This window comes from Streptomyces sp. NPDC056503 (assembly GCF_042794995.1).
In the GTDB taxonomy this organism is placed as follows: domain Bacteria; phylum Actinomycetota; class Actinomycetes; order Streptomycetales; family Streptomycetaceae; genus Streptomyces.
In genome coordinates this window covers 1-11106 of record NZ_JBHTST010000198.1, presented here as the reverse complement: position 1 = coordinate 11106, position 11106 = coordinate 1, and the positions used below count along the sequence as shown (strand labels likewise).

10 protein-coding genes are annotated in these 11106 nt (G+C 73.3%); 3 read left to right on the top strand and 7 right to left on the bottom strand.

Annotated features, from left to right (window positions below; translation table 11 throughout):
* The 6 genes from ACFQ8C_RS34890 to ACFQ8C_RS34865 all read right to left on the bottom strand — a co-directional run.
* On the bottom strand, positions 1–347 hold a 347-nt coding region (locus ACFQ8C_RS34890), incomplete at its 3' end, for a hypothetical protein (protein ID WP_383465650.1).
* A gap of 268 nt (positions 348–615) precedes the next feature.
* Positions 616–1710, bottom strand: a complete 1095-nt coding sequence (locus tag ACFQ8C_RS34885) for an ATP-binding protein (protein ID WP_383465648.1) — start codon at positions 1708–1710, stop codon at positions 616–618.
* Entirely contained in the window at positions 1707–2441 is a 735-nt protein-coding gene (locus ACFQ8C_RS34880) for a response regulator transcription factor (RefSeq protein ID WP_169086869.1), read from the bottom strand. Before ACFQ8C_RS34880 ends, ACFQ8C_RS34885 begins: the two co-directional genes overlap by 4 nt.
* A 60-nt stretch (positions 2442–2501) precedes the next feature.
* Positions 2502–3185 (bottom strand): spermidine synthase, encoded by a 684-nt coding sequence (locus tag ACFQ8C_RS34875; RefSeq protein WP_383465646.1) that lies wholly within the window; start codon positions 3183–3185, stop codon positions 2502–2504.
* Positions 3186–3355: 170 nt separating this feature from the next.
* The gene (gene surE / locus ACFQ8C_RS34870) at positions 3356–4438 is read right to left on the bottom strand and encodes a 5'/3'-nucleotidase SurE (protein WP_383465644.1); all 1083 of its coding nucleotides are present in this window, start codon (positions 4436–4438) and stop codon (positions 3356–3358) included.
* Positions 4439–4667: 229 nt separating this feature from the next.
* On the bottom strand, positions 4668–6416 hold the full coding sequence (locus ACFQ8C_RS34865) for a glycoside hydrolase family 3 protein (protein WP_383465642.1): 1749 nt from the start codon (positions 6414–6416) through the stop codon (positions 4668–4670).
* Positions 6417–6695: 279 nt separating this feature from the next.
* Here ACFQ8C_RS34865 and ACFQ8C_RS34860 point away from each other — a divergent pair, with 279 nt between their 5' ends.
* Complete coding sequence (locus ACFQ8C_RS34860) at positions 6696–7337, top strand: TetR/AcrR family transcriptional regulator (protein WP_383465640.1); 642 nt, start codon at positions 6696–6698, stop codon at positions 7335–7337.
* A gap of 52 nt (positions 7338–7389) precedes the next feature.
* Here ACFQ8C_RS34860 and ACFQ8C_RS34855 read toward each other — a convergent pair whose 3' ends face one another.
* Positions 7390–7926 (bottom strand): hypothetical protein, encoded by a 537-nt coding sequence (locus ACFQ8C_RS34855; RefSeq protein ID WP_383465638.1) that lies wholly within the window; start codon positions 7924–7926, stop codon positions 7390–7392.
* 162 nt (positions 7927–8088) lie between these two features.
* Here ACFQ8C_RS34855 and ACFQ8C_RS34850 point away from each other — a divergent pair, with 162 nt between their 5' ends.
* Together ACFQ8C_RS34850 and lon are read left to right on the top strand one after the other, a co-directional pair.
* Entirely contained in the window at positions 8089–8412 is a 324-nt protein-coding gene (locus ACFQ8C_RS34850; protein ID WP_383465636.1) for a DUF3027 domain-containing protein, read from the top strand.
* A 162-nt stretch (positions 8413–8574) separates the two neighbouring features.
* On the top strand, positions 8575–10986 hold the full coding sequence (gene lon, locus ACFQ8C_RS34845; RefSeq protein WP_383465634.1) for an endopeptidase La: 2412 nt from the start codon (positions 8575–8577) through the stop codon (positions 10984–10986).
* Positions 10987–11106: the final 120 nt, after the last annotated feature.

Genomic DNA, 11106 nt, shown 5'->3' with positions numbered 1-11106 from the left:
GCCGGGGCCGGGGCCGGGGCCGCGGCCGGGGCGGCCGCGGCGGGTGCCGGAGCCGGGGCGGGCACGGCGGCCGGGGCGGCAGGTGCGGCCTGTGCGGGGCCCGCCTGCGGCGCCGAGGGCGCGGCCGTGGTGGTGGCGGCCGGGGCGGACGGGGTCTCCGCCGCACCCGGCTTGTAGTCGGCGAAGAAGTCCCACCAGGCACGATCGACCGAATTCGGGTCCTGGAGGTACTGCTGGTAGATCTCGTCGACGAGCCACTCGTTGGCACCGAAGGCGGCTGCGGGGCTCACGCCACGCCCGTCTTGGTCGGCCGGGGAGCTCGGGGTACTGGGGGACTGAGACGACACGGCGGCAACCGCCCTCTTCCGCTTCGCAAGGTGATGGACAGCGGAAATAAAGGCTACGCCTGTCCGGCCGGGACGTGCAGGCCGGGCACTCCAACGTCGCGCAAGTCACACTTGACGGCGTGTTTCGGCGCCGTGAATGGCGGGAAACAAGCGTGGTTCCGCATCTGTGAGGGTACGGAAAAGCGCGGGCTACGGCCTCCTTCGGCCGCTCCCTGACCACGTCTGCCCTTGATCACGCAGAACGTTCGCTTCCGGTTCGAACCCTACGTCAATCGCGCAGCGGAAGACTGCCCGGAAGGGTGACCCTGATCCGGCATCCGCGTGAGGATTCGGCCACACCGATCCCGCCACCGTGGAGATCCACCGCCCAGCGTGCGATCGCCAGCCCGAGTCCCGTCCCGCCGTCGCTCCCCGGCCCCTGCCGGTCCGGGGCCGTCCCCCGGTTGAACCGTTCGAAGACCTTGTGCCGCTCCGCCTCCGGGATGCCGGGCCCCTCGTCCTCGACCACGAGCTCCAGCGACTCCGGGTACGGGCCCCGCCGGGCCCGCACCGTCACGCGCCCGTGCGGCGGGGAGTGCTTCACCGCGTTGTCGATCAGGTTCGCCATCACCTGGTGCAGCCGCTCCACGTCCGCGTAGGCCGTCAGGTCGGACGGCGCCACGTCCAGGTGCAGGTGCACGTCCGTACGCCGGTGCAGACCGGACGTCGACGGCAGCCCGCGCTGCGCGGCGGCCAGGTTCGCCTCCCGCAGCACCCCGGACAGATAGGGCCACACCTCGAAACGGCGGGCCCGCAGCTGTACGACACCGTTGTCGAGCCGCGACAGGTCGAGCAGCGTCTCCACCAGCCGGCCCAGCCGCTCCGTCTGCTTCAGCGCCGAGCGCATCGTCTCCGGATCGGCCTCCGACACCCCGTCGACCACGTTCTCCAGCACCGCCCGCAGCGCCGCGATCGGCGTACGGAGCTCGTGCGAGACGTTGGCGACCAGCTCCTTGCGGTGCCGGTCCACCGCCTCCAGGTCGTCCGCCATGCGGTTGATCGTCGAGGCCAGGTCGCCCAGCTCGTCACGCCGGTCCGCGCCCCGCACCCGCCGCGAGAAGTCACCGCGCGAGATCGACCCCGCCACCGTGTTCATCTCGTCCAGCGGCGCCGTCAGCGACTGCGCCACGAACTGGGTGATCAGCAGCGTCGCGATCATCGCGAAGACCGTGATGTACCGGAACTCGGTGGACGTGCGGATCGCCACCAGGGCCAGGCCCGAGGTCAGCAGCACCGCGCCGACGACCAGCGTGCCCAGCTTCGTCTTGATCGAGATCGCGATCCGGCGCCGGGACCCCCCGGCGCGCCGCCCCGGCAGGCTCACGACGCCGGGGTCTCCAGCGCGTACCCGACCCCGTGCACCGTACGGATCCGCTCGGCGCCGATCTTCCGGCGCAGCGCCTTGATGTGGCTGTCCACGGTCCGGGTGCCGGAGGCGTCCGCCCAGTCCCACACCTCGGCCAGCAGCTGCTCCCGGGAGAGCACCGCGCGCGGGGTGCCGGCCAGGCAGACCAGCAGGTCGAACTCGGTCGGCGTCAGGTGCACGTCCTCGGTCCGCACCCGGACCCGGCGCTGCGCGTGGTCGATCTCCAGCTCGCCCAGGCGCAGGATCCCGCTGCGCGGGGTCACGGCGGCGAGCGCGGCCCGCTCCACCCGGCGCAGCAGCACGTGGACCCGGGCGGCCAGCTCGCGCATGGAGAAAGGCTTTGTCATGTAGTCGTCGGCGCCGACGCCGAGCCCGACCAGCATGTCGGTCTCGTCGTCCCGGGCGGTGAGCATCAGCACCGGCACCGGACGCTGGGCCTGCACGCGCCGGCAGACCTCCAGGCCGTCGAAGCCGGGCAGCATCACGTCGAGGACCATCAGGTCCGGCTGCCAGGCCTCGGCCGCCTCCACGGCCGCCGGGCCGTCGGTGGCCGTCTGTACCAGGAAGCCCTCCGCGCGCAGCCGGGCGGAGACCGCCTCCACGATCGTCGGGTCGTCCTCGACGACCAGGACGCGCCGCTGGGCCCCCGGAGTCGCCGCACCCTGGTGAGTGGTGTGTGTCTGCTCCATTGCCCCGCCTCGCGTCGCCGATGTCGGTGCAGCAGCCTAGAGGTACCCGCGGCGTCCCGGCTACGCAGGACGGATGCCGAGGTGGACCACGTCGGGGACGCCCCGGGCAACCGGGACCTCTTCCGTCCGTACCCCGCTGAATCCGGCATTCCGCAATGACTCTTCGAAATCGCCGGACGGACGCGCCGACCACACGGCGAGCACCCCGCCGGGGTTCAGGCGGGCCGCGCAGGACGCCAACCCCCTTGCTCCGTACAGGGATTCGTTGGACTCGGTGACCGTCCAGTCCGGGCCGTTGTCGATGTCCAGACAGAGGGCGTCGTAGGTGTCCGCGGAGGTCTCCAAGTGCTCCACCAGGTCCGTGTGCAGGATCACGGTCCGTACGTCGGCGAGGGCGCGGCCGGAGAGCGACGCGAGCGGGCCGCTCCGGTGCCAGTCGATGATCGCCTCCTCCCGCTCGACCACCGCGATCCGCCCCCAGCGGGGGTCGGCGGCGGCGTGCGCCAGCGAGAAGCCGACGCCGAGCCCGCCGATCAGGACGGAGGCGCCCGCCCGGGCGGGCTCGGGCAGGGCCGCCATGGCCGCGTCGACGAGCAGCCGCTCGGAGCGTCCGTCGGAGGTGTCCATCAGGAAGGTGCCGTTGGCGATGATCTCGAAGTCGGTCCGGTCCCCGGCGTCGCGGCGCCGCAGGACGACTTCGCCGTACGGGCCCTCGCGCCGGTCGAGGGTGACGGGGCTGTTCATGGGCAGTCACTCCGTGTCTCGTCGTGTCGGGACGGGTCGTCCCGGCCATCCTCGCGGAGCGCGGGCGGCCGGGACAAACACGTTTCGGAGTCACGGGGTGACACTGGGGGACTGTTCGAGGTGCCGGAGTCGGTGCCCACGCCGACGCCGACGCCGGTCCGGGAGCGGCGTCAGGGGCGCGGGGCCTCGCGCTCCACGTACCGCCGGACCGCCTTCAGCTCGCGCCGGGCCTCGACCGGGGTGCCGTAGGTGCGGTCCCAGGTGATCGGGGCGATCGTGACGTGTCCCTCGCCCAGCAGCCACCGCGAGTCGGCGTCCTCGCGGTGCTCGACGCACTCGCCCTCGCTCTCCTCGCCCTCGCCCTCGCCCTCGCACAGGCCGAGGGCGATGTCGAAGGTGTCGCCCGAGCCGCGCTGCTCGTACGCGTGGTAGACCACGGCCCCGTCGCCGACCCGGGTCCACACCGGGGCCTTCGCCCTCTGCCCGGCGCTGACGTCCGGGTAGTCGACCTTGAGCGCGAAGGCGGAGGTCAGCAGCCCCCGGTCCTTGAGCCCCGCGACGAGACGGGCGCCGAACTCGGCGTGCGCCCGGTAGTTCTCGCGGGGGAAGAACAGCTGGCTCTCGTCGCCGGAGGACGAGAACGCGATGGCCGGGACGTCCTGGTCGATCGCGGCGACGGCCGCGCCGACCGTGCCGGAGTCGTTGACGCTCGCGGCGATGTTCGGACCCGAGTTGATGCCGGTGAGGACCAGGTCGGGGGCGCCCCGCCAGCCGACCTTCGCCTTGAGGCCGCCGCGCAGGGCCAGCTTCACGGTGTCCGAGGGCGTCGCGCTGGGGGAGTCGGGCGCGCAGCCGCCCTCGGCGAGGCACACGCCGAACACCGCCCCCTCCGAGGGCGCGCCCGCGCAGTCGTTCTCGTACCCGGCGGGCAGGGCGGTACGTCGCTGGGCGGTGAGGGCGCCGCCGTTGGTCACGGCCGTGCCCTTGCCGGACTGCACCTGCCAGGGGGCCATCACGACCACGTCCGCCCCGGCGGCGCACATCGCGCGGCGGAGCTCGTACAGGCCCAGACCGTCGGAGTTGCTCGTTCTGGCGGCTCTCATGGAGTCGTCGTTGGAGAGGAGGATCCGCAGGCCGGCGAGCGGGCGCGGCCGGGGCCCGGCCCGGTCCGCGGCCGGGGTGGTCGCGTAGGCGGTGGCGCCCAGGCCGGCGAGTACGGCCGCGGCTGCGGTCAGCGCGAGGGTACGGCGCATGGCGGTGCGTCCTTTCATGGGCATGACATTTCGAGGGAGGGGTCCGGGGCCCGGCCCCCCACGGGCGGGCCCCGGACGGCGCGGGGTCGTCAGGATCCCCGCGGTCTGTGGGTCGGATCCAACGTCCAGAAGGCTGGATGCTGGATCCGATGTGATGGATTTCGGATCCGACATGACGGATTACGGATCCGACGTGATGGATTACGGATCCGATGTCCGGTCTCCCGGATCAGAGCTCCAAGCCGTGCCCGTACGGGAAGACCGGATCCACCGTGTCGTTCGGTACGTCCGACCGGGCCGCGCGGACCGCGTCCATGGAGCGGGGCAGCTCGAAGGGGAGGCGGCCCTCCGGGCGGGCGCGGCCGAAGACGACGTCGAGGAGGGCGTCGTCGCCGGCGCCGTAGTCGGCGAGGAGGGCGGCGGCGCGGGCGGCGATCTCGGGGAGGACGGCGGGGCGTTCCAGGTTGACGCAGACGACGGTCGGCACCGTGGCCAGCAGGGTGAGGATCCGGCCGAGTTCCGGTTCCTCGAAGGCGAGGGTGCCGGAGTGGAAGAAGGACTCGAAGCGGCCCGGGCGCTCCTCGTGGGGGGTGCGCAGGCGGAGGACGGCGAGGTCGGCGTCCTCAGGGGCGGCGACGACCTCGCCGTACGCCGCCGCGACCTCGGGGTCGACGCCCTCGACGTACAGCCGGGGCCGGCCGGAGAGCGGCAGGGGGCCGTCGGTGAGGACGGTGAGCGAGCGGCGCTGGGCGGCGGCGCCGGCGGCGGCGAAGTCGGCGCGCCCGACCGTCTCGGCGGCCTCGTCGGGGTCCACGTACCGCCGCTCGTCGAAGAGGCCGAGCAGGAACTTCTCGCGCAGCAGGCGCCGCACGGAGGCGTCGACGCGGGACGCGGGGATCCGGCCCGAGGCCATCAGCTCCACGATCACCTCGGGGCAGTGCTCGCCGCCGAACTGGTCCACGCCCGCGTCCAGCGCCTTCGCCGCCCGTTCGGCGACGCTCAGGTGCTCGACGCCCCAGGCGCGGGCCTCGTGGGGTTCGCCGAGGATCACCGAGTCGTTGAGCAGGCCCCAGTCGGTGCAGACGATGCCGTCGAAGCCGAGCTCCTCGCGGAGCAGGCCGGTGACGACGCCCTTGTTGAAGCCGAAGCCGACCTCCTCCCAGTCGGTGCCGACCGGCTGTCCGTAGTACGGCATCATCTGCGCGCAGCCGGCGGCGACGGCGGCCCTGAACGGCTCCAGGTGGTGGTCGCGCATCCCGCCCGGGTAGACCTGCTCCTTGCCGTGCGGGAAGTGCGGGTCCTCGCCGTCCTTCTGCGGGCCGCCGCCCGGGAAGTGCTTGACCATGGCGGCCACCGAGTCAGGGCCGAGCCGCTCGCCCTGGAGGCCGCGTACGTACGCCTCCACCAGCTCGCCGCTCAGCCGGGCGTCGGAGCCGAAGGTGCCGGACTGGCGGGACCAGCGGGGTTCGGTCGCGAGGTCGATCTGCGGGTGGAGGGCGGTGCGGAAGCCGACGGAGAGGTACTCGCGGCGGACCGTGTCGGCGAAGCGGAAGACCAGCTCCGGGTCGCGGATCGCGGCGAGGCCGAGGGCCTCGGGCCAGGCGGAGAAGGCCCCGGCGTTGAAGGAGGCGCCGATGTTGTCGGTGAAGGCGTGGCGGGGGTCGGTGGAGAGGCTGACCGGGATGCCGAGCCGGGTGCCGGCCGCGATCTCCTGGATCGCGTTGTGCCACCGGGCCATCTCGCGGGCGCCGTGGCTGCCGAGGAGGTTGAAGTGGGTGAGGCCGCGGCCGGCGATCAGCTCCGGGGTGGTGGTGGTCCGGGAGGTGGCGGCGTCGGGTTCGGTGACCGGGGTGCCGTCCGGGTTCATCGTCAGGATCGTGTGGAAGAGCTGTCCGGCCTTCTCCTCCGGCGTCATCCGGGCGAGGAGGTCCTCCACGCGCTCGTCCGTGGGGCGGGTGGCGTCCTGGTAGGGGTGCATCGCGTCCGCACCGGCCTTTCGTGAGCGAGCGAGTCGAACGGGGCGAGTGAATGAGGAGGTGAGTGAGCGGGGAGGTGGGTGAACGAGGGGGTGAGTGAGCGGGGAGGTGGGTGAACGAGGAGGCGAGGAGGCGAGGAGGCGAGGAGGCGAGGGGGCGAGGGGGCGAGGGGGTGGGCGGGCTCAGGCTAAGCGTGAAAACCGAGTGGGTACTAGGTTTGTGAAATGTGAGCTGGATCACGCCCGGAGTGATGCCTTCCCCGGCGGGACTAAGGTGGCCGCATGCCGGAGAAGAAGGTCCCCTCGACCGCCAAAAGCGCAGGTCGTGGCAGCTACGCCGTCGGTGACGCCCGCCGTCGGCTGATCCTGGACACCGCCGTCGACCACTTCGGGAAGTGGGGATTCCACGCCTCCTCCCTGGCCCGCATCGCCCACGACTGCGGCATCACCCAGGGCGGCCTGCTGCACCACTTCCGCAGCAAGGAGGACCTGCTCCTCTCGGTCCTCGCCCAGAGCGAGGAGCACGACGTCGAGCGCCTCTTCGCCGCCGAGCCGGAGTCCTACGCGGCCTTCCTCGACGCGCTGGTCCGACTGATCGAGGACAACACCCGGCGCCCCGGCATCGTCCGCATGTTCAACGTCCTCGTGGGCGAGTCCGGCAACGCCGGCCACCCCGCCCACGCGTACTTCAAGGAGCGGTACGCGCGCGTGCTCGCGCACAGCGTCGAGCGCCTGGAGGCCGCCGTGCGCAGCGGCGAACTCCGCTCCGGCATCGACTGCCGCGGCATCGCCCAGGAGTACCTCGCCGTCATGGACGGCCTCCAGATCCAGTGGGCCCTCGACCCCGAGTCCATGGACATGCCCGCGCGGGTGCGGGACTACCTGCGGCGCCAGTACGCCGCGATCCGCGCGGCCGGAGCGTAGGCCCCGGCCCTGCCCGGTGCCGCCGGTTCCGCGCCGCCGCCGGCGGCGGGGATCAGGGGGCGGTCGGCGGACCGCCCTCGGGGAGGGCGTCGAAGACGCGCTGGAGGGCGGCGGGCCGCTCGTCGTCACCGGCGACGACCGTCCGGTCGTGGTAGGTCACGGAGTACAGGAACCCGTCGGCGACCGGCCGTCCGCCCGGCCGCTCGGGCACGCGCGCGTAGGCGGGGTCGTCGAGCGCGGCCCGCAGCTCGGCCAGGCCGTCGGCGCCCATCCGTCCCGTGCGCGGCTCCTTGTTCCGGGACCGCAGGGTCCAGGACCCGTCCTCCCGCACCACGAGCCGGTTGTCCACCCCGGCGTACCCCCCGCTCACCGCCACCTCGACCAGCACGGTCCCGGACCGGGGGTCGGCGGTGACCCCGCCGCTCGTGGCGCTCCCGCTCGCGGTGCTTCCGCTCCGGTCCCCGCCCGTCGTCCCGGGCGCCGGCTCGTCGGCGTCGGCGCACCCGCCCACCCCGACGACCAGTGCCAGCACCACCGCCGGCACCGCACCCCACACCCGACCGCGTCCGGACTCCACACCACGCCTCATGTGCCCGAGCATGCCCGCCCGGCTCCGCCCCCGCAGCCGGAACACGCCACTCGCCCGGCTTCGTCTCCGCGGGCGTCGTGTCCGGTGCGGGTGACGCCCGCGACGGGCGGAGCCGAGGGCCTGAGGCTCGCGGGAACCGGCTGGCGGCTCGGTGCCGAGTCCGTGCAGATTGACCTTGCGAAGGCGACGGGAGGGCGGGAGCGGATGGCACCGGACGGGCCGCGGGCGGACGGCGAGGGCGGAGACGACGAGGTCCACGAGCGCTGGTCGCGGCTGCTCAACCGCTCCACCGGGGACCCCGGCTATCGGGACGAGTGGTTCGACGAGCAGTGCGGTGGGTGCAGGTTCTGGATCGCGCTGAGCGGCGAGCTGGGCACGGACTGGGGAGCGTGCGCCCACGCCGGCTCGCCGTTCGACGGGCGGGTGCGTTTCGAGCACGACGGCTGCGAAGGCTTCGCCGCCCGAGCCGACGGCACCTTCGGCTGAAGGCGTTCCGGCTCCGCCCCGCGGCCGGAACGCGCCACTCGGCCGGCCTTGTCCCCGCAGGTGTCGAAAGTGATCGCTCACAGCGAACGCCCGGTGGGGAACATTCGCGGGCTCACATGCATTGAGTCGGCATAGCTCAACTTGACTGCCGAAGGGGAGATCATGGCTTCTGAGTCCAAGCCGTCCGTGCCGCTGACGCTGCCTGTGCTGCCGCTCGACGACGAGGTCGTGCTGCCCGGGATGGTGGTTCCGCTCGACCTTTCCGACAACGACGTGCGGGCCGCGGTCGAGGCCGCGCAGGTGGCCTCCCGGCCCGGGGCCGGGAAGCCGCGGGTGCTGTTGGTGCCGCGGGTGGACGGGACGTACGCCGGGACCGGTGTGCTCGGGATCGTCGAACAGGTCGGGCGGCTGTCCGACGGGGACCCGGGGGCGCTGATCCGGGGCATCGGGCGGGTGCGGATCGGGGCCGGGACGACCGGGCCCGGCGGGGCCCTCTGGGTGGAGGGGAACACGGTCGAGGAGGGCGTGCCCGAGCCCCTGCCCGGAGCCGTCACCGAGCTGGTCACGGAGTACAAGGCGCTCGCCACCAGCTGGCTGAGGAAGCGCGGCGCCTGGCAGGTCGTCGACCGGGTGCAGCAGATCGAGGGCGTCGGCGCCCTCGCCGACAACTCCGGGTACTCGCCCTTCCTCACCGTCGAGCAGAAGGTCGCGCTCCTGGAGACCGCCGACCCCGTCGCACGGCTCCGGCTCGCCACCGCCCAGCTCCGCGAGCACCTCGCCGAGCAGGACGTCGCCGAGACCATCGCCAAGGACGTCCAGGAGGGCGTCGACAAGCAGCAGCGCGAGTTCCTGCTCCGCCGCCAGCTCGAAGCCGTCCGCAAGGAACTGCGCGAGCTCAACGGCGAGAAGGACGGCGAGGAGTCCGACGACTACCGGGCCCGCGTGGAGGCCGCCGACCTGCCCGAGTCCGTCCGCGAGGCCGCGCTCAAGGAGGTCGAGAAGCTGGAGCGGTCCAGCGACCAGTCGCCCGAGGGATCCTGGATCCGGACCTGGCTCGACACCGTCCTCGAACTGCCCTGGAACGAGCGGACCGAGGACCGGTACGACGTCCAGGGCGCCCAGGCCGTCCTGGACGCCGAGCACGCGGGACTGCAGGACGTGAAGGAGCGCATCACCGAGTACCTCGCCGTGCGCAAGCGGCGCTCCGAGCGCGGGCTCGGCGTCGTCGGCGGGCGCCGCGGCGGCGCCGTCCTCGCCCTGGTGGGCCCGCCCGGCGTCGGGAAGACGAGCCTCGGCGAGAGCGTCGCCCACGCCATGGGGCGGAAGTTCGTGCGCGTCGCCCTCGGCGGCGTCCGCGACGAGGCCGAGATCCGCGGCCACCGGCGGACGTACGTCGGCGCCCTGCCCGGCCGGATCGTCCGCGCGATCAAGGAGGCCGGGTCCATGAACCCCGTCGTCCTCCTCGACGAGATCGACAAGGTCGGCTCCGACTTCCGCGGCGACCCCGCCGCCGCCCTCCTCGAAGTCCTCGACCCGGCGCAGAACCACACCTTCCGCGACCACTACCTGGAGGTCGAACTCGACCTGAGCGACGTCGTCTTCCTGGCCACCGCCAACGTGCTCGAAGCCATCCCCGAGGCGCTCCTCGACCGCATGGAGCTGGTCCGCCTCGACGGCTACACCGAGGACGAGAAGGTCGTCATCGCCCGCGACCACCTGCTGCCCCGGCAGCTGGAGCGGGCCGGCCTCGAACCCGGCGAGGTGACCATCGACGAGGCCGCGCTGCGCAGGCTGGCCGGCGAGTACACCCGCGAGGCCGGCGTCCGCACCCTGGAGCGGGCCGTCGCCCGGCTGCTCCGCAAGGTCACGGCCCAGCACGAACTCGGCGACCGCGCGCTGCCGTTCACGGTCACGCCCGAGGACCTGCGGGAACTCATCGGCCGGCCGCACCACGTGCCCGAGTCCGCCCAGGACCCGGCCGAGCGGCGTACCGCCGTCCCCGGCGTGGCCACCGGACTCGCGGTGACCGGCGCCGGCGGTGACGTCCTCTTCGTCGAGGCGTCCCTCGCCGACCCGGAGACCGGCGGCGCCGGGCTGACCCTCACCGGTCAGCTGGGCGACGTGATGAAGGAGTCCGCGCAGATCGCGCTCTCCTTCCTCCGCTCGCACGGCGCGGAGCTGGAACTGCCCGTCACCGGCCTCAAGGACCGGGGTGCGCACATCCACTTCCCGGCGGGCGCCGTCCCGAAGGACGGCCCGAGCGCGGGCATCACCATGACGACCGCGCTCGCCTCGCTGCTCAGCGGCCGGCTCGTCCGCACCGACGTGGCCATGACCGGCGAGGTCTCCCTCACCGGCCGGGTGCTGCCCATCGGCGGCCTGAAGCAGAAGCTGCTCGCCGCGCACCGGGCCGGCATCACCACCGTGGTCATCCCCAAGCGGAACGAGGCCGACCTGGACGACGTCCCGGCCGAGGTCCTGGAGAAGCTGGAGGTCCACCCGGTGACCGACGTCCGCCAGGTGCTGGAGATCGCCCTGGCCCCGGCGGAGGTCCCGGTCGCCGTGGCGGCCTGACCCGTGGCGGCCTGACCCGCGGGGTCCGACTCACGGCGGTTCGACCCGTGGCGGCCCGACCCGTGGCGGCCCGACCCGCGGCGGTCCGGCCCGCGAGGCCCCCGGTACGCACGCGTACCG

What these genes read in the sequence shown, in the direction of transcription:
- ACFQ8C_RS34880 (WP_169086869.1), bottom strand. Translation starts at nt 2,441, where the DNA reads ATGGAGCAGACACACACCACTCACCAGGGTGCGGCGACTCCGGGGGCC.
- ACFQ8C_RS34875 (WP_383465646.1), bottom strand. Translation starts at nt 3,185, where the DNA reads ATGAACAGCCCCGTCACCCTCGACCGGCGCGAGGGCCCGTACGGCGAA.
- surE (WP_383465644.1), bottom strand. Translation starts at nt 4,438, where the DNA reads ATGCGCCGTACCCTCGCGCTGACCGCAGCCGCGGCCGTACTCGCCGGC.
- ACFQ8C_RS34865 (WP_383465642.1), bottom strand. Translation starts at nt 6,416, where the DNA reads ATGCACCCCTACCAGGACGCCACCCGCCCCACGGACGAGCGCGTGGAG.
- ACFQ8C_RS34860 (WP_383465640.1), top strand. Translation starts at nt 6,696, where the DNA reads ATGCCGGAGAAGAAGGTCCCCTCGACCGCCAAAAGCGCAGGTCGTGGC.
- ACFQ8C_RS34855 (WP_383465638.1), bottom strand. Translation starts at nt 7,926, where the DNA reads ATGAGGCGTGGTGTGGAGTCCGGACGCGGTCGGGTGTGGGGTGCGGTG.
- lon (WP_383465634.1), top strand. Translation starts at nt 8,575, where the DNA reads ATGGCTTCTGAGTCCAAGCCGTCCGTGCCGCTGACGCTGCCTGTGCTG.